At 59.0% G+C, this 22,410-nt stretch carries 24 protein-coding genes and 1 pseudogene; 14 read left to right on the top strand and 11 right to left on the bottom strand.

Going from position 1 to position 22,410, the window contains the following annotated elements; translation table 11 throughout:
- Positions 1–60: 60 nt before the first annotated feature.
- Entirely contained in the window at positions 61–501 is a 441-nt protein-coding gene (locus ASD52_RS21615; RefSeq protein WP_025426884.1) for a VOC family protein, read from the bottom strand.
- 197 nt (positions 502–698) lie between these two features.
- Between ASD52_RS21615 and ASD52_RS21610 the strand changes: the two genes are divergently transcribed.
- The 3 genes from ASD52_RS21610 to ASD52_RS21600 all read left to right on the top strand — a co-directional run bounded on the left by ASD52_RS21610 (position 699) and on the right by ASD52_RS21600 (position 2,566).
- On the top strand, positions 699–1,277 hold the full coding sequence (locus ASD52_RS21610) for a cold-shock protein (protein ID WP_025426885.1): 579 nt from the start codon (positions 699–701) through the stop codon (positions 1,275–1,277).
- Positions 1,277–1,759, top strand: a complete 483-nt coding sequence (locus ASD52_RS21605; RefSeq protein WP_025426886.1) for a DUF192 domain-containing protein — start codon at positions 1,277–1,279, stop codon at positions 1,757–1,759. Before ASD52_RS21610 ends, ASD52_RS21605 begins: the two co-directional genes overlap by 1 nt.
- 159 nt (positions 1,760–1,918) lie before the next feature.
- The gene (locus ASD52_RS21600) at positions 1,919–2,566 is read left to right on the top strand and encodes an outer membrane protein (protein ID WP_025426887.1); all 648 of its coding nucleotides are present in this window, start codon (positions 1,919–1,921) and stop codon (positions 2,564–2,566) included.
- A gap of 106 nt (positions 2,567–2,672) precedes the next feature.
- Here ASD52_RS21600 and ASD52_RS21595 read toward each other — a convergent pair whose 3' ends face one another.
- Positions 2,673–3,299, bottom strand: a complete 627-nt coding sequence (locus ASD52_RS21595; protein WP_057205010.1) for a DUF1062 domain-containing protein — start codon at positions 3,297–3,299, stop codon at positions 2,673–2,675.
- Between the two features lie 535 nt (positions 3,300–3,834).
- Here ASD52_RS21595 and ASD52_RS21590 point away from each other — a divergent pair.
- From ASD52_RS21590 to arsH, 5 genes are read left to right on the top strand one after another with little or no spacing between them, the layout of a single operon-like run.
- Positions 3,835–4,188: a metalloregulator ArsR/SmtB family transcription factor gene (locus ASD52_RS21590; protein WP_025426889.1), complete on the top strand. Its 354-nt coding sequence runs from the start codon at positions 3,835–3,837 to the stop codon at positions 4,186–4,188.
- Positions 4,189–4,237: 49 nt separating this feature from the next.
- Positions 4,238–4,765 (top strand): arsenate reductase ArsC, encoded by a 528-nt coding sequence (locus ASD52_RS21585; protein WP_057225484.1) that lies wholly within the window; start codon positions 4,238–4,240, stop codon positions 4,763–4,765.
- Positions 4,765–5,838, top strand: coding sequence for an ACR3 family arsenite efflux transporter (arsB, locus tag ASD52_RS21580; protein WP_057205006.1), 1,074 nt, complete (start codon positions 4,765–4,767; stop codon positions 5,836–5,838). The genes ASD52_RS21585 and arsB overlap by 1 nt, the downstream gene beginning before the upstream one ends.
- Positions 5,835–6,263 (top strand): arsenate reductase (glutaredoxin), encoded by a 429-nt coding sequence (gene arsC, locus ASD52_RS21575; protein ID WP_225906175.1) that lies wholly within the window; start codon positions 5,835–5,837, stop codon positions 6,261–6,263. Before arsB ends, arsC begins: the two co-directional genes overlap by 4 nt.
- On the top strand, positions 6,238–6,966 hold the full coding sequence (gene arsH, locus ASD52_RS21570) for an arsenical resistance protein ArsH (protein ID WP_025426893.1): 729 nt from the start codon (positions 6,238–6,240) through the stop codon (positions 6,964–6,966). Before arsC ends, arsH begins: the two co-directional genes overlap by 26 nt.
- Before the next feature lie 42 nt (positions 6,967–7,008).
- Here arsH and ASD52_RS40250 read toward each other — a convergent pair whose 3' ends face one another.
- Both ASD52_RS40250 and ASD52_RS37645 read right to left on the bottom strand, forming a co-directional pair.
- A complete protein-coding gene (locus ASD52_RS40250) occupies positions 7,009–7,233 on the bottom strand; it encodes a GDCCVxC domain-containing (seleno)protein (protein WP_239637575.1) in 225 nt (74 codons plus the stop codon).
- A gap of 74 nt (positions 7,234–7,307) precedes the next feature.
- A protein-coding gene (locus ASD52_RS37645; RefSeq protein WP_156408123.1) for an IS5 family transposase occupies positions 7,308–8,062 on the bottom strand; the annotation gives its coding sequence in 2 pieces (ribosomal slippage) (positions 7,308–7,729 and positions 7,729–8,062; 756 coding nt in all).
- Positions 8,063–8,264: 202 nt separating this feature from the next.
- Between ASD52_RS37645 and ASD52_RS21560 the strand changes: the two genes are divergently transcribed.
- From ASD52_RS21560 to ASD52_RS21545, 4 genes are all read left to right on the top strand, one after another.
- A complete protein-coding gene (locus ASD52_RS21560) occupies positions 8,265–8,585 on the top strand; it encodes a metalloregulator ArsR/SmtB family transcription factor (protein ID WP_025426894.1) in 321 nt (106 codons plus the stop codon).
- Positions 8,586–8,641: 56 nt separating this feature from the next.
- The gene (locus ASD52_RS21555) at positions 8,642–10,039 is read left to right on the top strand and encodes an FAD-dependent oxidoreductase (RefSeq protein ID WP_057225520.1); all 1,398 of its coding nucleotides are present in this window, start codon (positions 8,642–8,644) and stop codon (positions 10,037–10,039) included.
- A 2-nt stretch (positions 10,040–10,041) separates the two neighbouring features.
- On the top strand, positions 10,042–11,250 hold the full coding sequence (gene arsK / locus ASD52_RS21550; protein ID WP_057204995.1) for an arsenite efflux MFS transporter ArsK: 1,209 nt from the start codon (positions 10,042–10,044) through the stop codon (positions 11,248–11,250).
- A gap of 404 nt (positions 11,251–11,654) precedes the next feature.
- Positions 11,655–11,951 carry a hypothetical protein gene (locus tag ASD52_RS21545; protein ID WP_025426897.1) on the top strand — a complete coding sequence of 99 codons (297 nt, stop codon included), beginning with the start codon at positions 11,655–11,657 and terminating at the stop codon, positions 11,949–11,951.
- Between the two features lie 40 nt (positions 11,952–11,991).
- On the opposite strand, the pseudogene ASD52_RS38675 reads toward ASD52_RS21545, so the two are convergent.
- Positions 11,992–12,075 (bottom strand): annotated as a pseudogene (locus tag ASD52_RS38675) (flavin-dependent oxidoreductase); the annotation flags it as partial.
- 707 nt (positions 12,076–12,782) lie between these two features.
- Here ASD52_RS38675 and ASD52_RS21540 point away from each other — a divergent pair.
- Together ASD52_RS21540 and ASD52_RS21535 are read left to right on the top strand one after the other, a co-directional pair.
- Positions 12,783–13,523 (top strand): GNAT family N-acetyltransferase, encoded by a 741-nt coding sequence (locus ASD52_RS21540; protein WP_057225482.1) that lies wholly within the window; start codon positions 12,783–12,785, stop codon positions 13,521–13,523.
- 92 nt (positions 13,524–13,615) lie between these two features.
- Positions 13,616–15,106 (top strand): ATP-binding protein, encoded by a 1,491-nt coding sequence (locus ASD52_RS21535; protein WP_162254175.1) that lies wholly within the window; start codon positions 13,616–13,618, stop codon positions 15,104–15,106.
- A gap of 391 nt (positions 15,107–15,497) precedes the next feature.
- Here ASD52_RS21535 and ASD52_RS38670 read toward each other — a convergent pair whose 3' ends face one another.
- The 6 genes from ASD52_RS38670 to ASD52_RS38665 form a co-directional block, all read right to left on the bottom strand.
- Positions 15,498–16,262, bottom strand: coding sequence for a phospholipase D-like domain-containing protein (locus ASD52_RS38670; protein ID WP_156613009.1), 765 nt, complete (start codon positions 16,260–16,262; stop codon positions 15,498–15,500).
- Positions 16,263–16,467: 205 nt separating this feature from the next.
- Positions 16,468–18,186 carry a TniQ family protein gene (locus ASD52_RS21525; protein WP_057225477.1) on the bottom strand — a complete coding sequence of 573 codons (1,719 nt, stop codon included), beginning with the start codon at positions 18,184–18,186 and terminating at the stop codon, positions 16,468–16,470.
- A gap of 3 nt (positions 18,187–18,189) precedes the next feature.
- Positions 18,190–19,113: a TniB family NTP-binding protein gene (locus ASD52_RS21520; RefSeq protein ID WP_057225475.1), complete on the bottom strand. Its 924-nt coding sequence runs from the start codon at positions 19,111–19,113 to the stop codon at positions 18,190–18,192.
- Entirely contained in the window at positions 19,110–21,365 is a 2,256-nt protein-coding gene (locus ASD52_RS21515) for a DDE-type integrase/transposase/recombinase (RefSeq protein ID WP_057225474.1), read from the bottom strand. Before ASD52_RS21515 ends, ASD52_RS21520 begins: the two co-directional genes overlap by 4 nt.
- Positions 21,362–22,120, bottom strand: coding sequence for a hypothetical protein (locus tag ASD52_RS21510; RefSeq protein ID WP_057225472.1), 759 nt, complete (start codon positions 22,118–22,120; stop codon positions 21,362–21,364). Before ASD52_RS21510 ends, ASD52_RS21515 begins: the two co-directional genes overlap by 4 nt.
- On the bottom strand, positions 22,117–22,284 hold the full coding sequence (locus ASD52_RS38665; RefSeq protein WP_156613008.1) for a hypothetical protein: 168 nt from the start codon (positions 22,282–22,284) through the stop codon (positions 22,117–22,119). Before ASD52_RS38665 ends, ASD52_RS21510 begins: the two co-directional genes overlap by 4 nt.
- Between the last annotated feature and the right edge of the window lie 126 nt (positions 22,285–22,410).

Below are 22,410 nucleotides of genomic sequence, written 5' to 3'. Positions count from 1 at the left end.
TGCCAAGCCGAAACTCCCGGCTGCAGACGTCAATCATCGGCGGCCAGAATTGCGCGAGGCTTACCAGGCGCCGGTGTTGGCCATGGACGCCCAGGGCTCCTGCGCCGCCAGGTTCTCGCCCTTCTGCAGGATCTCGATCGAAATACCGTCGGGTGAGCGCACAAAGGCCATGTGCCCATCGCGTGGCGGGCGGTTAATGGTTACGCCGTTGTCCATCAGGTGCTGGCAGAAGCCATAAATGTCATCCACCTCATAGGCCAGGTGACCGAAGTTGCGACCGCCTGTATAATCTTCGCTGTCCCAATTGTAGGTGAGTTCGAGGCACGGCGAGAGTTCGCCCTTTGCCCGGTCGAGATCGCCTGGGGCGGCCAGGAAGACAAGCGTGAAGCGGCCCTTCTCGTTCTCGTAGCGACGGATTTCGCTGAGGCCGAAAAGCGTGCAATAGAAGTTCAAGGCCTCGTCCAGATTTTTGACGCGAACCATCGTGTGCAGATAACGCATTGCAATGTCCCTGTTTCGAAGAAGATGGCGTATACTTATCTGCCAGCAAGCCAGAGGCAAGGCTGCGTCCCTACATTGGATCCAGGCCAAAATACGCCGAGGGTCTTGCGCACCAGCGGCGGGACGATGTTATTCTGGTCAATAAGAATCAGTTAACCGTAGTCGGTAGTCGCGCGTAAACGAGGGGCTGGGAGAGAATGGCGGATAGGACATCTTCAAAAGACGTCATGCATGATGACGACTTTGGCAGCGACGCCCTCGACCTCGTCGAAATCACCGGCGTGATCAAATGGTTCGATGTCGCCAAGGGGTTTGGCTTCATCGTGCCTGATAACGGCATGCAGGATGTGCTGGTGCACGTGACCTGCCTGCGGCGCGACGGCTATCAGACGGTGCTCGAAGGGGCCCGCGTCGTGGCTCTCATCCAGAAGCGCGACCGTGGCTACCAGGCCTTCCGCATTCTGTCGATGGATCAGTCGACGGCCATTCATCCCTCGCAACTGCCGCCGATCAGAACCCACGTGCAGGTAACGCCGACGAGCGGCCTCGAACGTGTCTTGGTCAAGTGGTTCAACCGGACCAAGGGCTTCGGCTTCTTGACGCGCGGCGAGGGCACGGAGGATATCTTCGTTCATATGGAAACGTTGCGCCGTTTCGGTCTGACGGAACTGCGCCCCGGCCAAGTGGTTCTCGTGCGCTTCGGCGACGGTGAAAAGGGCTTGATGGCGGCCGAGATCCATCCCGATGGCCCAACACCGACAAGCCGTTCGCACTGATGTCGATGGCTCGAACCTTTTCTGCAAGAAGCGCCGCCACGGCGCTTTTTTTGTCGGCGCTACTGTTTGCAGCCTTTGCGCTAGCGGAAGCGCAATTCACCAGCGACCGGATGCGGCTGGTGACGGCCGACAACAAGATCCATGAGTTCACGGTCGAGCTTGCCATCGATGCCGATCAGCGGGAGCAGGGGCTGATGTTTCGGCGCTCAATGGCACCCGATCACGGAATGTTGTTCGATTTCGGTGATACCCGTCGGGTGATGATGTGGATGAAGAACACCTATCTGGCGCTCGACATGCTGTTCATCGACAAGAGCGGTACTGTGCGGACGATCCATCAGGATGCCGTGCCGTTTTCCGAGGCGATCATCGATTCGCGTGAGCCGGTGGCCTATGTGCTGGAACTCAATGCCGGAACCGTCAAACGGCTCGGCATCAAGCCGGGTGATCGGCTGGAAGGCGCTCGTATCGTCGGTAACTGATGATGCAGGGCACGGTGTCCGACGTGGCCCGGTTGACGGTTTCCAACCAGCTGATTTAAAAGCGCAATTCATTATTCTTGCACTGCAGCGAGCCTTTTCGGCAGACGCGCCCTACATAAGTTGGTAGTCTTTCTATCGGACCAACAGGAGGCATCTGTGATGATCAGGCATGTGCTTGTTGCAATCATTGCTGCGGCCGCCTTCGCGCCCGCGGCATCGGCCGCCGATCTGACCGAAAACCTCGAGCCGGCGCCCCTCGTGGAAGCAGCGCCTACCTTTGTCTGGACCGGCGGTTATGTCGGTCTACAGGGTGGTGGCGGCTGGCTTAATGGCGATTTCAGTACGCCGGGCGGAAGCGCTTCACAGGATTTCAATGGCGGCCTTCTCGGTGCCTTCGCCGGCTTCAACTACCAACAAGGCGATTGGGTCTACGGTATCGAAGGCGATGTCAGCTATAACTGGAACGACAAGACCTTCGATATCTTCGGCGCCTCTCCGGAAGCCGGAACCGATGTATCCGGTTCCGTCCGCGGCCGTCTGGGTTACGTCGTCAACGACAAGGCACTTGTCTATGCGACCAGCGGCTGGGCGATTACGCGCGGCTTTGTCGATGTGCCTGGGGCTTCCAAGGAAAAGGAAACCTTCAATGGCTGGACGATCGGTGCCGGTGTCGACTACGCCTTCACCGACAGCCTGTTCGGTCGGGCCGAATATCGCTACAACGACTATGGCGACAAGGATGTCGGCGGCTACAACGTCGATTTCGACCAGCATCAATTCACCGTCGGCATCGGCGTAAAGTTCTAAAGATTGTGAATGCGAGGAGAGGGCGCCGATGGCACGGAGCCCTCTTTGCTGTCGTCATCGTGCTCTTCACGCTTTGATCGGGGCCGAGACCCCAGCCAATCTTCGGCTAAGGCCCGGCGCGGCTGAGGATTGCATTACGATCGGCTTCGCCGGCAAGATCGATGGTGATGCGCATTTCATCCTTCACCGGTCGCCGTAGAGCGTTCTTGCCCGATGGTGCTGTGGAGAGGCGGCCTGCCTCTTCAAGTATGGCGATACGCTTGCGTGATAGGCCGAGTTCCATGGATAGCAACCGCTCCGTTCGCAGCGATGTTTTCATCGCCAGGTCAAGAACGATCTCCAGAGGCGGGGATGATTCGGCGGCCGGGTTCAGAATCGTCTTTTGCACATGAACCTCGGAAAACTCCTCGATCTGCCCCGCATCCCGGCGCAACCCGTCGAGATCGAAAGAGACCTTCTCGATCCAGGCTTCGTCATTGGTCTGAAGCGCGTTGAGCGTGTGCGGATCGATATCGCGGATGTGGCGGCGTTCGAAGATGGGGCGGTTCCAGGTGCTGTCGCAACTGCAGCAGCGATAGATCAGCCAGGCATCCAGCCGCCGACCATTGGCATTGAGCCGTGTCTTGCCGCTCGGCTCGAATGGACGTGCTGCTCGGCAACGGTTGCAGGCGAGCCAGGGACGCGGCGCGATTTTGGGTTTGATGGTCCACTGGACCAGGTATGTGTGAGACATGTCGTCTGGTTCTTCCGATTGGAAGTCCATCAAGACGACGGTTTGAGCACCCGTTCAGGGGACGCGGTCTGGCAGCGTTGTTGGTGATGGTTCGATCCGCACAAGCAATTGTGCGGCGACAGGTCGGCAATGCCATTCCGGTCTCGAACCGTCACCTCGACGAACGCATTGAGTTGCGATCCGACAGCGACGATCGCTATCGGGCGTACGTGGTGAAACAAGCGAGACCGGGGTTTACAAAGGCAAAGCGGAACTCCAGGAAAAGGCAGCGCAATTTGTTGCGCAACCGTCCTAGCCGAATATTGTTGCTACGGGAAGTAGTAGTATTTGTGATAGTCGCGTTTTTGGATTTGTCGTGGGCGTGTGAGGACGAGTTTCTCTGATTGAGTTTTTCTATGTGCCGTCGGACACCGGATGACCCAGTCGGGAAGGCCGGGCTGTCGTGCCGGCATAGAAATTCTTGTTAAGAGGTACTAGGCGCTCAAAGTTCGAAGAACGCGTTGACTCGTATCCATATATCCAATAGGTTGGATATATGGATAACTTGGAAGCCATCACTGCGCTGGGCGCACTCGCACAGAGCACTCGTCTGGACACGTTCCGGCTGCTCGTCAAACATGAGCCTGACGGGCTGCCCGTTGGCGAGTTGGCGAAGATCGTCGACGTGCCGCAAAACACCATGTCTGCGCATCTCAAAACGCTGACACAGGCTGGCTTGATCTCCGGTGAGCGCCACAGCCGTTCAATCATCTACCGTGCAAAGCTCGATGTGTTCCGCGAACTGACACTGTTCCTGATCAAGGACTGCTGTGGCGGCAATGCGGAGATTTGCACCCCTTTGATTGCCGAACTCATGCCGTGCTGCCCACCCGTGGGAGTGAGCGCATGACTGGCTTTATTTTTCTAAAGTCGGACCAACACCACTAGGGACAACTCCAATGTCTGAACGTGTTTATAACGTGCTCTTCTTGTGCACGGGCAATTCCGATCGCTCTATTCTTGCCGAGTCCATCCTCAACGCCGAGGGCAAGGGCAGCTTCCGCGCCTACTCCGCGGGCAGCAATCCAAAGGGCGAGGTCAATCCTCACGCCATCAGGGAGCTAGACGCACTCGGTTATCCGTCCACGGGGTTTTCCTCGAAAAGCTGGGACGTCTTCGCTGAGCCAGGCGCACCGCAGATGGACTTCATCTTCACCGTCTGCGACAGCGCAGCAGGCGAAGCGTGCCCTGTGTGGATTGGCCATCCCATGACCGCACATTGGGGTGTCGAAGACCCGGCAGCCGTCGAAGGGACAGAAGTCGAGGTGCAAAAGGCCTTCGCTCAAGCTGCAAGGTTCGTCAAGAACCGCATATCGGCGTTTCTCAGCCTGCCGCATTCCTCCATCGACAAGCTCGCCCTCGAACAGCACCTGCGCCAGATCGGCAGGATGGAAGGCTCCACGCAGCCTCAGGAAAAGGCAAGCTGATGTCGACGTTTGAACGTTACCTTACCGTCTGGGTGTTTCTCTGCATTGTTGTCGGCATCGCGCTTGGTCATCTGATGCCAGGCGTCTTCCTGGTCGTCGGGGCAGCGGAAATCGCCAAGGTGAACATCCCCGTCGCCGTCCTGATATGGTTGATGGTTATCCCCATGCTGCTGAGGATCGACTTCGGATCATTGTCTAAGGTCGGCAGCTACTGGCGCGGGATCGGCGTCACCCTGTTCATCAACTGGGCGGTCAAGCCGTTCTCAATGGCGCTGCTCGGTTGGCTGTTCGTAGGCTACCTGTTTCGTTCGTGGCTGCCCGAAGACCAGATCGACTCCTATATCGCGGGCCTGATCATTCTCGCCGCAGCGCCGTGCACGGCCATGGTCTTCGTCTGGTCGAACCTGACAAAGGGTGAGCCGCATTTCACGCTTTCCCAGGTCGCACTCAACGACGCCATCATGATTGTCGCGTTCGCGCCGATTGTCGGCCTACTCCTCGGACTGTCGGCAATCACGGTCCCTTGGGACACGCTGACGATCTCGGTCGCGCTCTACATCCTGATCCCTGTGGCGATCTCGCAGGTCCTTCGCAAGATGTTGATGGCCGACGGCACGACGAGGGCTCTCGATGGGCTTCTCACCAAGCTGCAGCCTCTGTCGCTCTTGGCGCTTCTGGCAACCTTGGTCCTGCTGTTCGGCTTCCAGGGTGAACAGATTACCGCCCAGCCGACGATTATCGCACTGCTTGCAGTTCCGATCCTGATTCAGGTCTACTTCAATTCCGGCCTGGCATACCTTTTGAACCGGATGACTGGCGAACAGCATTGCGTTGCGGGACCGTCCGCACTGATTGGGGCATCAAACTTCTTCGAACTCGCGGTCGCGGCGGCCATCAGCCTGTTCGGCTTCCAGTCGGGTGCTGCGCTGGCAACCGTCGTTGGGGTCCTCATCGAGGTCCCGGTGATGCTGTCCGTCGTCTGGATCGTGAACCGCTCGAAGGGCTGGTACGAAGCAGGCACTGCCGTCGCCAAGAACACCATCGTCGAAAAAGCCGTTGCCGAAAGGGCATGATCATGGACGTCACTATCTATCACAACCCGGCCTGCGGCACGTCGCGCAACACGCTGGAAATGATCCGCAACGCGGGTATCGAGCCGACTGTCATCGACTACGTGAACACGCCTCCAACACGCGACCGGCTCGCGCAGACGATCACCGATGCGGGGCTTACGGTCCGTGAGGCGATCCGCGAGAAAGGCACGCCCTATGCGGAACTGGGCCTCGATAATCCGGAGCTGACCGATGATCAGTTGCTCGATGCCATGCTGAAGGACCCGATCCTGATCAACCGTCCGTTCGTCATCACGCCGATGGGTACCCGTCTTTCCCGTCCGTCCGAACTCGTCCTCGATATCCTTCCAGACACTCACAAGGGTGCGTTCACGAAGGAGGATGGCGAGCGCGTCCTCGATGAGAAGGGACGGCGCATTGTCTGAAACACTTCCTGCCGCCGCCAGTGAACACTTGTGTATGCTCGATCTCGATGCGCTGCATCCCGCGTTCTCGACACGCAAGCCGCGCATCCTGATCCTGTACGGTTCACTCCGGGAAATCTCCTACAGCCGTCTTCTGGCACACGAAGCTCGCCGCCTGCTGGAGCGCTTCGGCTGCGAGGTACAGGTGTTCGATCCCAAGGGCTTACCACTCCCCGATGAAGCGCCGATCAGCCATCCCAAGGTGAAAGAACTGCGCGACCTTTCCGAGTGGTCCGAGGGCCAGGTCTGGGTCAGCCCGGAGCGACATGGCGCGATGACCGGCATCATGAAGGCCCAGATTGACTGGATCCCGCTTTCCCTCGGCTCCGTTCGACCGACTCAGGGCAAGACGCTGGCGGTCATGGAAGTGTCCGGCGGCAGCCAGTCGTTCAATGCGGTCAACCAGATGCGCATTCTCGGTCGCTGGATGCGGATGATCACGATCCCGAACCAGTCTTCATTTGCCAAGGCCTACCAGGAGTTTGACGGCGATGGCCGGATGAGGCCGTCGTCCTACTACGACCGCGTCGTCGACGTCTGCGAAGAGCTGGTGAAGTTTACGTGGCTTACCCGAGATGCGTCGTCGTACCTCACTGACCGCTACAGTGAGCGGAAAGAGGATGCGGAGAAGCTGGAGAAGCGGGTTCAGCTCAAGGCCATCTGAACAAACGCCTTGTTCGAAGCTCCACCAGGGGATGAAGACCTATCAGGAGGCGGAGCAACACGATCCTGTTCTATTTTGCCTGTCTTCTTGGACCGGCGGGCAAGGTACGTCACCGTAGGAGCAGAACACACAACAGTCACCAGCTTTTGGCCGGAGCATCGTGCCACATCCGATACATTCATAGAAAAACTGGCAAGCGTCGACGGGCATCGTTTCCGTTGCCGTTTGCCCGCAGTGCGGACAGGTAAGGGTCGATTGAAGCTGCACCATCGTTCCTTGCTTTAGTAGACAGGGTGATTCTACTTGGCACGGCACGTGAGCCCAACAACTAGGGTCCGGACTCACAACCACCAGATGACGGCGGCTGCGAGTGCGATTGCCCCCATGAAGTTTTTGATGTTGCGGTCGAAGCGGGTCGCGAGGCGACGCCAGTCCTTGAGGCGACAGAACATGCGCTCGATGACGTTGCGCTGCTTGTAGATGGCCTTGTCGTATTCATATTGGATTTTGCGGTTCTTGCGCGGCGGGATGACGGCTTGGGTACCACGCTCGTCGAGCCACTCGCGCAGAGCCTGGCTGTCATAGCCTTTGTCGGCGACGAGTTCGGCGGAGGGTGGCAGAGCTTCGATACAGAGCCTCGCCACCTTGCAATCGTGGACGTTGCCGGGCGTCAGGAGCAGGACGTGAGGGCGGCCTTTGGCATCGCAGACAGCATGGAGCTTGGTGTTCCGTCCACCTTTGGTGCGGCCGATACCATGAGCCAAGGCCCCCCTTTTCCTCCACCCGCACAGCGGTGGACCTTGATGCAACTGCTGTCGATGAACAGTCGATCCGGCGCATCATCGGCCCCTGCGAGCGCACTGAAGATGCCTTCCCAGATGCCGCGTTCGGACCAGCGGACGAAGCGGTTGTAGAGTGTCTTCTTCGGTCCATAGACATCTGCGCAATCCGCCCAGCGGCCACCACAGCGCAGCGCATGGACGATCCCGCTCAAGACCCGGCGGTCATCCACGCGCGGCTTGCCTCGCACATCTGTCGGCAAAAGCGGCTCTATCCGCTCCCACTGCGCGTCGGAAAACCAAAAGAAATCAGACATGCAACCGCCTCCTCGCTGAGGCGAGTGAATCACGTCGCAGTGCGCAAGGAAACCCACTTATTGGGTCCGGACCCTAAAAACATCATGCCCGGTGCGGGCGGTACGAGCACCCAGATTGACGGTATACTTCTACGCGCACCGTATTTCCACAAATGCCGAAATACTCTTTGACCGGAGGCGGTTTTCGCCATAGCTTATTTCCATGATTATCGAAAAAGCAGCATCGCAGCTCGAAGCGATTGGCAACGTTACCCGCCTTCAGATTTACCGTGCGCTTGTGCGTGCCGGTGAAGATGGCCTGCCGGTCGGGAAGCTGCAGGAGAAGCTGGAAATTCCGGCATCGACCCTTTCACACCACCTCAAGCGGCTCGTCGATACAGGCCTTGTTATCCAGGATCGTCAGGCGACGACACTGATTTGTACCGCGAACTACAAGCACATGAACGCGCTGATTGGCTACCTTGCCGATGAGTGCTGCGCCGACGCAGCTTGCTCAAAGCAGACCGACGAAACCGTAGCCTGAGGGCTTTTTTTCGCACTCTAATTTCGAAACTTCCAGAAATACGAAAGGATATGCAGATGGCTTTAGATAGTAACCTTCCTGTGGCAGTGATTGGTGCTGGTCCTGTTGGCCTCGCAGCTGCCGCGAGACTGGTCGAGGCAGGCATCACACCGCTTATCCTGGAACGGGGGGCTTCCGTCGGCTCAGCACTTGTTGACTGGGGCCATGTCCGCGTGTTCTCACCCTGGAAATACAACATCGACGATGCCGCGCGGCGATTGCTCGATGACCACGGCTGGAGCGCTCCACGAGCAGATGGTGTGCCGACGGGTCGGGAGATCGTTCAAAACTATCTGCTTCCACTATCTGCTATCCCTCAGATCGCTGACAACCTGAAACTCAGTGCTACGGTCAAGGCGATTACGCGTGCGGGGTTTGACAAGGTCTCATCAAATGGTCGTGAGGCTGCGCCCTTCGTGGTCCGCTACAAAGATGCAACGGGTGAGCACGACGTCCAGGCACAGGCCGTTATCGACGCATCCGGCACATGGACGCAACCGAACCCGATGGGGATCAACGGGCTGCCTGTTGTTGGTGAAATTGCCTCCGGCAGGCTCTCCTATGGCATTCCAGATGTTGCCGGGACCAGGCGGGCTGACTTCGTTGGCAAGCGAACATTGGTCGTCGGAAGTGGTCACTCCGCAATCAATGTCGCCTTGGCCTTATTGGAACTTCAGGAAAGTGATCCTGCGACTGAAATCTTCTGGGCGCTCCGTCACCATGGTGTAGCTCGCCTTCTTGGCGGCGGTCTCAATGACCAGCTACCCGAGCGCGGTGCCCTCGGGTTGGCTGCGAAGAAGGCCATGGACGAGGGTCGCCTCAAAATGCTGACGTCCTTTGCTGCCAGAAGTGTGAAATCAGAAGGCGAAGGGGTGGTGGTCGAAGCCGTGTCAAATGGAGAGCCTATCACACTGGCGCTCGACCATGTGGTGGTCACGACTGGTTTCCGGCCTGACCTATCGTTTCTTCGAGAACTCCGCATTGATCTCGATCCTGCCGTGGAGGCCCCGCCAGCCCTGGCTCCACTGATCGATCCGAACCTTCATTCCTGCGGTACCGTCCCGCCCCACAGCGTCGATGAATTGGCCCATCCGGAGAAGGATTTCTACATCGTCGGCTCGAAGTCCTATGGCCGCGCTCCAACATTCCTGATGAAGACCGGCTACGAACAGGTTCGTTCCGTGGTCGCCGAGCTTGCAGGGGATCATCTCGCCGCCAGACGGGTCGAACTTGTCCTTCCCGAGACAGGAGTGTGCTCTGTCGACCTCGCAGTGAATGCCACATCATCCGGATGCTGTGGGGGACCTGCGCCCTTAGAAACGGATGCCTGTTGTGTCGCCGACGCGACCGCCAAATCCGAGGGAAAGTCCGGATGTGGTTGCTCGGCGTCGGTCGTTGAAGAAGAGCGAGCGTGATCATGGAAGGACGGAAGCTTCCTACATGGGCGCTGGCGGGCCTCGGCGCATCACAAATTATCGGATACGGCACGCTCTATTATGCCTTCAGCATCCTGGTGCCAGAAATCGCCGAAGACATCGGCAAATCGCAGCAATGGGTCTTCGGAGCCTTTTCGGTGGCTCTGCTCGTTGGCAGCCTTGCCGCACCCCTCTCAGGCTACCTTGCCGACCGGATCGGTGCGGGGCGATTGATGGCGGCAGGATCGCTGTTAGCCTCCGCGACACTCGTCTTGATGGCGGTATCCACCGGGCCAATCACCTTCGCTGTCGCACTGGCGCTGACCGAAATCGTCTCTGTCGCTGTCCTCTATGCCACTGCCTTCACGGCTATCGTTCAGACTGGAGGACACAAAGCCCAGAAGTCGATTGTTCACCTGACACTGATCGCTGGTTTCGCCTCTTCGCTGTTCTGGCCGCTGACATCCTGGCTGCATGGTTTTCTGTCTTGGAGAGAAGTCTACCTGCTCTTTGCCGCGTTGAACCTCCTCGTCTGTCTTCCAGTGCATTTGGCGCTGGCGCGGCTGACGACGACTGCGGTGTTCGCTTCCAGGGGTACCGTCGCGGCCGTTGGCGAACACCGGCCACTTGCGAACGGAACGCTTGTATTCTCCCTCATGCTGCTTGGCTTTGCCATCGAAGGCTATGCGCTGTCGGCGATCCTGGTTCATATGGTTCCGCTCACACAGGCGCTCGGGTTTGGTGCCGCAGGTCTCCTGGTAGCCTCGCTGTTCGGTCCGGCTCAGGTCGCAAGTCGCTTGATCAACCTGCTCTTCGGCCGTGAACTGTCGCAGAAATGGCTGGCTGTTATCGCGACCGGGCTCCTGCCAATCGGTTTGACGATCCTCCTGATGACGACACCGTGGGTGGCCGGAGCGGTAATGTTCGCTATCTGCTTCGGATTAGGCTCCGGTCTGACAAGCATTGTCGGCGGGACATTGCCGCTCGAACTGTTCGGACCAAAGGGATACGGCAGTCGTCTCGGCTGGGCCACGTCGGCCAAACAGATGATGTCGGCGATTGCGCCGCTCGCCATGTCCATGTCGATGGCCGGGATCGGCGTCGTGCCGTCCATCTGGATGACTGTGGCTATTGGCATAGCCGGGGTGGTGGCATTCTTAGCCATCGTTGCAGTCGTGCAGGGTCCTGCCGGACTGCCCCGACCGGCTTAACGCTTCACGTTCGTTCTTTCGTCACGGTTTGCCGCTGATACTGGACGACCTCATGCCCAGTCAGCCTAAGGTCGTCCAGGGAGCAATTGGGTCGTGCGTCGGTCGCCTTTATTCGGCCGCTTCGTCTAGAGCATTTCCAGGAAAAGTGCGAAGCGGGTTTTCCGTCAGGATATGCGTAAAAACAAAGAGATAGAGCGTTTGTGCGGTTCCGCATAAATCGGAAACGCTCTAGGATCGCCGATCCAGGCTTCAAGTCGACCGACTGCGTGTCGAAACCGACTGCCTGGTGGAACGGTTGCAGCGATCAAGCGTTATTCTTACCAGGCAGCGTAAGCCCGCAGGCAGAGGCTGCCTGGTATCTCGTCAGGTGGGACTGAATCCCGACCGGAGATAGGAGCAGCGCCATGAGAATTTCTACGAAAATGTCATGCGTCGCATTTGTCGTCACCTTGGCCGGGAACACCGCACCGGCTTTTGCCGACAACTACTATTACGAGCCTGCACCCGGCGGCGTCTATGTTGATCCCATGCCGACGGGCAATGTGTATGTGGAGCCGATGCCGATGTACGGCGCTTACGGTTACTACCGTCCGCCGGCCCGGACGTTGGGTGACGAACGCGAACGCTATACGAATGAGTTCATGGGGCCCGGTGAAGGTGATTACTACCAGGGGATCGCGCACCCGCCACCAGTTCCCTGAGCGCCCGATCGTTCAGCATGAGGAAACGAGCAGCTGCGGCTCAGCGCCAGCCGAGAGTCGGTGCGACGCGATGTAGGGTCGCCTCGATAACGTGTGCGCTGTAGTCGACGCCCAGCTGATTGGGACGGCCGTGTCGGCCTCATCGATTGTCTCGCCTGGCGGCGCGCCAGCTTAGCCCTATGCCGACAGCATGCGGCGAGGTGAGAACAGTTGGCGCACAGTCTTTGGTCGCACCCAATTTCAGGTAAGACCAAGAGTATCAACTAGATGGAAAAGTGGTGAGCCTCGCCAGATACCTCTGGACTCGGAAACGCTGTTTTCATTGACGGTTTCAAGCCGCCGGACCAATTAAAACCAGACTCCGTGCCTCATACCCTCGGACTCAATGGCCCAATCACCTCATACGTCTGGACTCTCACTGCGGCTGTGCCAGTGGGTTGATATCTACGAAGTCGGGGAGCGCGCTAGGAGACGAGTCACCTCATGTCGGCTTTGCGCCGGCACTATCCTACGTGCATTCTATTTTGGTTTCGCACTGGAGCTGTCAATGTTCGAGGCTCACCCCTGATGGACCTTTTGATTGACACCATTCTTCCTGAACGATGGAGACCAGTCGCCCATAGCGCTTGGGAAAACCGTGGCTGGTTTGTAGTTGCCTTCATAATAGCGATGCTCATTGTCGCAGTCATTGCGGGAAATTCCGCTTATGGAATTCTGATCGAGATAGGCAGGCCAAAACTCTGAAGCGATCAATGTGCGATTGAGCACGACCGTCCTCGCCTCTATATACAGACGAGCAGTCTGATTAATGCGTTGAAATCGTGGGGCGACATGCAAGGTATCGTTACTCGGAAGGCCACTGCGGAAGACTTGGCAGATGTAAAGCGTTGGCTCGAACGTGAGCGGCGCGAAACAGGTGAGGGCTTCTTCTGTAACTGGGGCGTCATCGAAGCAATCTACGAGGAGGACATGCTCGACGTCTTGGCGATCGGCAGCGAGACGGTCGCTTTCGTCGCTGACGGCCGGAGAGGACCGGACATCGTTGAAGTCCGTCCTGATCTCCGCGGCAAAGGCCTCGGCCGCCGCGCGGCGGAACACGCGCTTCAAAGGGCTTATGACCGCGGGAACGCCGTGGTGCGAATTGAATGCGCCCCGCATACATCCATTCCCTTCTGGCAAACGATGGGGTTCACGATGTTAGTGGACCCAGACGGGGTCCAAAGGAGTGCCTACGCCTACAAAAAATTGACCCGCAAATTCGACATGCCTAGCGGCGAACCGATTTCATTCGCAATTCGGCTTTATCCCGAACAACGTGAGTGGAACCAAGGCGTCGAGGCTATCGATGAACTGAGGGGGATCGGGATAAAGGTTGCGCAGACCGTACGCCTTCCAGAGCGCGCAATCTTTTTCAACCCGCAAGGGGACTCCCAATCCCGCAACGTCATTTCAGTTAGCGTCAGTGGAACCTCCGTTTTTGAAGGTCAGGTACGCCAATTCGAGGCTCAGAATCTTGGCGTCCAACGTGATCAGGCTGACAATTACTACATGGACACAATCACGCTTCCTTGACGGGGCTGGGAGGCCGAACCAACTGCTGACGCCGAGGGATTGCTCGACTGACGAGCATCCGGCAACCTGCTCGAAAGTAACAGGGAATGCCGATGAAAACTGATGCCCAACTGATAGAAGATGACCTTCGACGCGGCTGCGAGACTCGAGAGGTTGAATTCAAGTCTTGGATGAACATCGCAGACGGACCGCCGGCGATCAAAATTGTCAGAAGTATCGCGGCGATGGCGAACCGCGGCGGCGGCCGCATTTACTTCGGCGTCTCGGACGAAGGCAGACCGCTGCCGACAGACGAGAACTTCCCGCTCTCGATGTTCTCCGCCGAGGTGGTTCACCGGATTATGAAACGGCACCTCCACCCCGAATTCGAGTGCGAAGTTCGTATGGTGGATTACCATGACGGAAGGTATCCCGTCGTCCACGTGCCGCGGCACGGAGAAATTCCGGTTGTCGCGAAGTCCGATAAGGGTGACTACGACGTCTTCGTCCGAAGCACAAAGCCGGAGGTCATCCCAGCCCAAACGGTCGATCAGTGGAACGACCTTCTGGAAGCCTGCATGGATGTACGGGCCAGGCGTCGCGCAGAGAAGAACGAGGAGATCGACCTCATCAAGGTTGACCAGATTGCGCGCAAGGTGACCGAACAGCTCGAGGCAAAGCTTATGGCTGCGGTGGCGGCTGCGCTCGCAGGCAAGCCGCCCGAGCTTCCTGACTGGAAAAAAATCGCCACTCTCGCACAGGACACCCGGAAGGACTTTGCCCTGCAGGTCGATGAAGTTCAGCTTGAGGGCGACGGTGACGTCCTCGACGTCAACAAAGAACTGTTGGCGCTCATGTCGAGCAATAACGTCCTGAGCGCTTATGCCCTGCTGACCGAAGAAGGACGCCTTGTGGCCGTCGATGAGTTGCGGCCGCTTCTGACGGCCGCAAGCCGCCGAATGAAGTCCGTTGCATACTCCGGCTGGTCCGACTTCTTGACGCTTACCAGCCAAGACGTGTCGCCGAAAGCCCGACAGTGGGATATCGAGGGAGACCTCTTCACAGGCATTGAAGGTATGCGCTTGGCCAACAGAAGAGTCCTGGGCGCGACCCTCGACTATTGGCGGGCATATTCGGACGGCGTCTTCTCCATCTGCCAAAGCTATGATGAAGACCACGGTCGGGTGATGGATAGCCGTGGTCCCTACCTGACCACGAGGATGACATTGATCAGGACGCACTTCCTTCTTGCCCATGCGCATTCGATCATGGAAATGGTCCCCACGGCAGAGAGGGTAGCCGTGTTCGTAGAACCCTGTGGTCTCGAGGGACGTCCGCTGCTCACTGGGGTTGGCGGTGACTCTAGCGTTTTGGGACACGGCGTCAGCGGTGATCGCTACACGACGCGTGTCGTATTTACGCGCGAGGAAATCCTCAACGACTATCCTGCCACTCTCGTTCGCCTTCTCAACAAGGCATCAGAAGCATTCACGGATCGGGTCGAAGGTGGTTGGTTTACCGCCGAGCGCGTCGACACCATGTTCAGGGAACTGGAGCGAATGGGCTTCACGATGAAATACCCCCAGGTTGTCGCCCAACCATAAGCCCGGCGATCACTTCCGCGAAGGCGTCCGCCGGCTGCGATCCACGCCAGTAGCCAACCAAGGATTAGGATGGCTGCTGGCGGGGCCAAAGCCGCCACGGCTACTCGCCACTTCGAGAAAGGACTTGGCAGCGTGATGCTGTCGCGTCCGAATATCGACCCCGCGGGTAAGTCTTCAGATTCCCATTTCCGCTCCCATGGGTCACACGTACTGCCAAGGGTGTCGGTGTTCTCGTCTCTAAGGACGGTGATCACCTGCACCTGGACTGGTGCCTGCTTGACCATCCTTGGGAACTCGATCCGCAGTTCGAGGCCCACATTGAGCGAGGCAACCCCTTCGGCCAAGTGCGGGAGAAGATGGTCGACGGGTATTTTTTCGTCAACGAATAGTATTAGCTAATCCCTATCGCGAGCTGTGGCGCTATCCATTCACTGTGCCAATCAAGGGGCTCAGAGAGCAAAAGAATGTCGCTGAATTCGCTGAGGTAAGCTTTACCAATCTCCGTCGAGATGATTCCGACCCCGTTCTCAAACCCGAGCGTCGCGGTCTTACTCATGTTGTAACTGCCAGTCCAAACTTCGATCGGGTGGTAATTTCCTTCCTCGTCCTTGTCGCAGAAAACGAGGAATTTATTATGCATACGAGGAATAAACTCTCCCTGTTTTACCAGCCGCCCTGCACACCTGAACGGCTCAATAGTCATTGAGTCTGCGCCTGGCCAGAGGTTGTCGCTGGACTCGTACGCCATAACAGTCATTTTTTCACGTCGATAGCTTATAGATGTGTAATCGGGGAAGCCCTGATACCAAAACCGTTGCTTCACTCGTGCATAACTACGACGCAGCCAATCTCGATAATTTGCTCGGTCACCATCTGGCCTCAAGAAATCTTCTTTCTGAACGATGATACACACGTCTTTTTCGCCTGAAGCAAGCGCGTCCAATACCTCAGTATCGCTCAACCACGCGACACATCCGAAAACTGCGTCGTACTCATTGATCCGCTGGATAATCGCTTCCTTAATGTTCCTGAAATATGCGGATACGTAAGCATGATCAGAACTATTGTTGTTTGCCGGCCGTCGATGACCAACCTCTTCAAGGTCAGCGCTTCCGCCGCGGATAAAGAAATCAGTATCGTAAAATGCAGTTGTCACAATCGCTCCAGCGTACGTTGATAATCCGATCATCACATAGCGAAGCCACAGAGGCGAGCGCCGGCTATTTCTGAAAGACTTGCAATTCCTGAACTAGGGCTGAGCGAATATTGCGAAGTTGCTCCAGTGGGGCGGTGTTTATCCGCGATCTGTAGTACCTAACACTTGAGCTCTTGAAGCGCCGCCCATAGCAATTATCCGGAGCTCATTCTCTGGGGCGACGGGGGCGTAAGGCATCTCGCAGTCGCCATGCTTCTTCTCTGGTGAGGACTGTGTTGGTGCGGAGTTGGAACGCCAGTTCCGCACCAACCGCCTGCAATCTCGCTTTCGCCCAGCTGGCCGCACATCCCAAATCGGCGGCCAGCAACGCAGCGTTCACATAAGTCGCATGGAACTCCAGCACCGACGCCTCCGACAGCCGTGGCGATCCCTCGATCCGCTGGATCACGCCCAAAGAGACCAGCTCGCTGATTGACGCCGGCTGGAGCTTCGTCAGCGCTGCCGCCTCTCCTAGTGTCATACCGGCTTTGACTGTCACCGATTTCGGCAGCGCCAGCCGAAGACGCCGAAGCCCCGTCCCATCAGGCGACAGGCCGACCAATGCAAGCTTGCCTTTCAGAACCTGCACCAGGACGCTGCCGAGCGCTTGATTGGTCCGCCGCGCATAGGAAGACACGCTCGCCGCGGCGCTCGTCTCCATGCCCGCCCTGGCGACGGCCTGATCCACCAGATTGACGACATCATCCCGGAGGTATCGGACAGCAGGCGATGCCGTGAACAGGTTCGGATGGCTGACGATGAATCCCGCCCTCTCGAGGAACCGGAACTCATGGCCAGGCACTCCCGTGATCGGGATCGTCTCCGGCAGTGTGATGAGATCGGCCAGCTTGTGGCGCAGCGTCTCGACATCGTCCTTGGAGAACGAGTGAACGTCCTTCCATGGCGTGTGGCCGATCCCGAAATGCTTCGCGAAACGAGAAAGACCTTTGGGGTTCACGCCGAGTTCGGTGGCGGCCTCGGCCAGCGTGAAGTCCCGCTTCTCGATTTCCATTCGGCTGAAGCGCTTTCGCCCGATCCGTCCGACCAGAGCGAAAGCCTCGATAAACTGGCGCTCGAGCCAAGGCCGCAGCGACCCAGGTTCCTCGTCACCATCGACCAGCCGACCCAGTGATCCATGAACACCTCTCCGCCTCGTCTCTTCCGGCACCGTATCCCGGATACGCTCGGCCAGCCGATCCCGAAGGTCCGCCTCAGGCATCGTCAGTGCCGCATAGCCGTCTTCCGCCAAGAAGGTGCCGAGTGTCTCGCAAGCATCGATAACGTGGTGCATGGCGACCCCGGACATCGGCAGTCCTTTCAGACCGAGCAATCGGCCTTCGATGAAGCTCTCGAGGTAGGTCGAAGCAGACGATGTCCCCGGTGCCGCACCGTCCGCCAGGTCCATACCGTCAGGGCCGACATCGAAATGCGGCCAGTGCCACCGCACGACTTCTTCACGTACGGTCCGATCGACGAGTTCCTCTCCGTGGGTGGGGCAAGTCCGATAGCTCACGAAGTCCCACCAGACGCGATGGTAGCGCGCCTCCCGCACACACGAGCGGCACCAGCGCCGCTTCGACATAGACATCTGCTTCAACCGCGCGGTCTCGGCACCGAGCCGATACAGGTTGCCGTCGCGGATCGGGGTCCAGCGATCCATGGCCTGGAAGGTCTCCGCCGACAACGGCAGCCGTCGGATCGCCGCCAGAAACTCCTGCGGGACGAGGTTGCGACCGTTCAGACCGATCTCGTTGGCATACACCCGCATGCTGGAGTGGCCTTCGTTCGCCACCAGCCGCGCGAAGTAGCCATAGGCAGGCTCGCCTTCGGCGAGCGCTACATCCCAGCGGGAAAACGGCCGCGCCAATGCGTTCTCAATAAGCATGGGTCAGCCTTTCTCGAAGTAGGGATAGCGGTCGCCAGGCGCGCGCATGCGGTTCACGGTTTCCCGCAATTGCTCGACCATGATGCAGGCGGTGTCCTGACCGATTGCCAACTGGCCGGCGCGGGCGAGCAGGCCCATCAGGCGGCCGATCTTGCCGCCGCTGTAGTGATGGAAGTCCTTGGCCCAAACCTCCAGACCCGACTTCGACAGGAACGGCAGGCGCTCGTCGATCTTGTCGATGAGCAGCCGGAACATCTCGAACTCGGTGCCGCTGTCGCCCATAGGTTCGACGGTCTCGGTGTAGAAGCCGCGGTTGGCGAGCGCCTTCATGGAGTGGACAGTCTCGTGAAGCGTCTCCTCGCCGACAAGCAGAACGTTGAACAGTCTCGCGTCCACCATCTGTTTGATGAAGCCACGAAATGCCTTGATCTGCGGCATCGGACGGCCGGTCAGAATGAGCTGGGATTCATCCAGGATGACGAGCTGTGTGGTGGCGGCCGCCAGACGCAGGATGGAATTGTCGATCAGCGCCCCGGTTTTGATCTTGGGGATCGAGCGCGCGCCCGTGAGATAGTAGAGCCGCTCCGCCATATGCACAGGCGTCATGGTTTCGGTCGCCTCGAGATAGACGACAGGGTAGGTCTCGCCGCCTTCTCCGACGCCCTTAGGGAACAGCGAAGCGTAGTAGCGGCAGATCATGGACTTGCCTGCGTGGCTCTCGCCCATCAGTGCGCCAAGGGCTCCACTGTCATGTTCTTCGCCCGTCGGGCGGTGAAAGCTTCCGATGAAGGCCACGCCCTGATTGAAGACGGGGTATCTGTAGAGGAGGTTTTTGATCATCTCCTGGCGACGGGACTTGGGGAGTGCTGCCGCGGCGGCACGGGCTTCGGGGGCGAGAAAGGCTTCAGTGTGGAACATGGCGTTCATTCCCATCCTTCGAACTTGGAGCGGATCGTTTCGATGTCGGTGGTATCGGCCGTAACGGCGGGCTGCTCGGCCGAGATTGCCTCGGTGTCCGGAGCAGGCAACGCTGGGCGATTGAGCGGGTCTGGCTCTGTGGCCGGCATCGGGGCGGCGTAGTCTACCCGCCCGACGCCGGATGTCGCGACCACGACTGCCTGCGTGCGGCGGATGCGCTGGCGCTGTCCGGAGATGAACCGGGCGAGCTTGGTGGCCGTGTCGTGCTTGCGGCGCTTGGCGTGGATTTCGAGAAGCTCGTTTTCCAGCTCGGTCATCGACAGTGTCAGCATCTCGATGTCGTCGGCCGCGCGGTTCTTCTCGCGGTTATGGGCGACGATCCGGCGGTGCTGGTAAAGGCGCATGCCTTTCGCGTAGGAGGCCATCTCGGCGCAGATCGGCACTTCGATCATCTGGCCGTTATAGGGATTGTGGACCCAGATGCGGGACAGGTCGGCCGGATCGCGAACGGCCTTGTACTCCGTCGCCTTGTGGTGCTTCGTCCCGAACTTGTGGGCCGGGTTCAGCGTCAACTGTTCGAGTTCTGCGCACTGGTAGACGAGGTATTCCCACCGCACGCCGTCGGCCTGGATCGTGACGGGCGTCGTGTCACCCGCCAACCGAACCATGATGTCGCGATCCACGAGCGGCCGATGCTGGGCGTTGACGATACCCTTCTCCCACAGGTCCGCAGGAACGCCGTGCATGGTGTGCAGTTCGCCGAGGCCCTCGTGGCTGCGCGCGTGGTGGACGGTGGCAAAGTAGTAGGCGAGGAAGCCGTTCAGCTCCGAGAGCGAAATCTGCGGCACCGCCTTCATCTTCTCGGCATCGAACTTCTTGCGCTCGTTGGGCGACATCGTCGTCGCGCCAGGAAGGCGGTCGATCAGCTGGATGTTCATGATGTGGAAGAGATGCTCGAGCGCGCCCTTTTCCCACGGATGGCCCGGACGATACGGCGTGATCTGGAAGCCAAGCTCGATCGCCGCCTCGCGCACCGGCATGCCGATCAGGTGCTTGGCGTTGTCCACGCCGAGCATGACGGGGCGGCCGTGCCAGGGATAGGAAATGCCAGAAGGCAGGTCGCCCGCATCCTTGGGGAGGATCGCGTGCAGGAGGCCTTCGAGGAACGTCTCCAACGAAGGCGGCCCGAAGCTGATCGCCCAGCCGATGACGATGCCAGAATGGCGGTCGCGAAAGAGGACGAGATCGGGACGGCCGAATCCGATACCGCGGACGTCGTCGTAGACAACGATGCCAAGCGTCGTATGATCGACGTCCACTACATCGAGCGGGCGCTCCGGTCTGATCTGGCGGATACGGCGGGCGTGGACACGGGCGGCATGATCGTAGCCGTAGCGCAGACCGTCGCGAGTGAAGCCATCCACGGCCCAGAAGCGACGCTGGATCGTTCGGCGCGACATCATGCGCTTGGTTTCGCCGATGTCGATTACCAGATTGGCGAGATCGTAGTACTCGCCACCCTCGGCCGTCCATTCGATCAGCTTGGATCGGACGCTCTTCCAGGTTCCCTTGGGGTCCATCCAGGCGAGTTCGACGGCCTTCTTGATGGCCTCTTCGGTCCGTTCGCAGTAGCGCGGGTCGTCGTTGCCTGACGAGACGTTCGGCGCGAGAGCGACCAGGGGGTCGAAGTTTACGAGGAGCCGCGACTTCGAGAGCTTCTCGTAGATGGTCGAGATGCCAGGCGGTCGGTCGCCACGCTCGGCGGCCAGACGCTCGATCGCCTGCTTCATCAGCTGCTTCGAGGGCTTGCCGTCGTTGAACTCAACGCACTCGTCGAGGGCTACCTGCAGGTATCTCTGCCAGTATTCGGCTTTGGCCTTCTGTTCCTTCGTCAGGCACAGCGCCGATCCGGGCAAACGCTCATTCTTGCCACGGCCGGCGGCCGCCACCAGCGGACGGATCAGGCCGTTGCGTTCAAGGTGGCCGATCTGCCAGGTGTCGAGATAGAGCGGCGTGTTCGCCTTCACGTTCTGAAGCTCGATATGCTTCTTCCCGTCGGGCGTCTCGTGCCAGCGTTGGACGGCGAACGGCGCGCCCTTGGTTTTGTCGGCGTCGTAGATCAGGAAGTGGTCGCCAGGCACGATGTCGTAGTGCTGGCCAGCCTTGTAGTCCCGTGGCGAGGGCGGAATACCGAGGTCAGCGGGCGTCATGACCGTCATCTGCGGATACATGAACTCCATGCGATTGACGCTCATGTTCATTCGGACGCTCCCTTCATGACGGTCGACGCTGTGGTGATAGGCAGGGAGAGATCGACGACCACGCGGCCGGCGATAATCAGCTGCATGACGGCGGTGAACACGAAAGCCGCGGCATCTACCCCAAGCTTGACGACTTCGGGATGGCTTGACGCCAGCATGCGGGTGATGGCAGCGATGCCTGCCGGGAGTACGACTCCCATCACGGCACGGCGCACGGCCGGCAAGGCGGGGTGGTCGGCGGCACACGGCTTGTAGCGCCACAGAAGTGCTGCGTTCGATGCCATTGGCTGCGCGAGGACACGGCGCTCGTCGTGGACGACATAGGGCCAGCCGAACTCCTCTTCATAGTGAGTCTCGAGCTGTGCCGTCTTCGCCTCGTGCCACGGCTTGTCCTTCTGGATGCCGACGGGGACATAATCGATGCAGATCACGCGGGCGTCCCGCATGAGGATCGCGACATCGGGGATGTGGACGCGCTTGATGGCTTCGCCCTCCGAGCTGGTTGACCAGTATTCCGTCTCGAACGGGCAGGCAGAGATCGACACGACCTCTGGATCGACGTCGAACTGCATCAGGCCCTGGCGCATCAGCGGAAGCCGTGCGTAGACCAAGCGGCGCGGGTTCTTGGCCGTCGGGAAGATCGTCGGGATCGTGGGGTTCCACGCGCCAATCTTAGGCTCCCAGGCCGGAGCGTGGTTCGGTCCGAAGATGTAGTCCTGGAGGGCGGCCAGTTGATAAGAAGAGAACTCGCTCACTTGGAAGCTCCCTTGTTCAGAGTGCCGAGCGAAGCAGCGTGGCGGCCGATTTCCAATTTTGCAGACAGCGTCTGCAAAAGCTCGACAGGCACGCCAAGCGTCACCGTTTCATCGGTCGACAGGGCAATGACGGGTTCGGTGAACCCGGAAGGGGGAATACGCATGACAGACTTCTCCCTTCGCTGACCGCCTCGCGGCCGCGGGAAACATTGATCGAAATGTTCAGGAGGTTATCGTTGACGGCTCGTGATGAACCGACCGACGCGCGCTACCGCGCTGCGACTATCATC

Origin of the sequence: Ensifer sp. Root142 (assembly GCF_001426785.1) — a bacterium.
Lineage (GTDB): Bacteria > Pseudomonadota > Alphaproteobacteria > Rhizobiales > Rhizobiaceae > Ensifer > Ensifer canadensis.
Note: the sequence above shows the minus strand (reverse complement) of the source record. Positions and strands in the feature narration are given on the sequence as shown.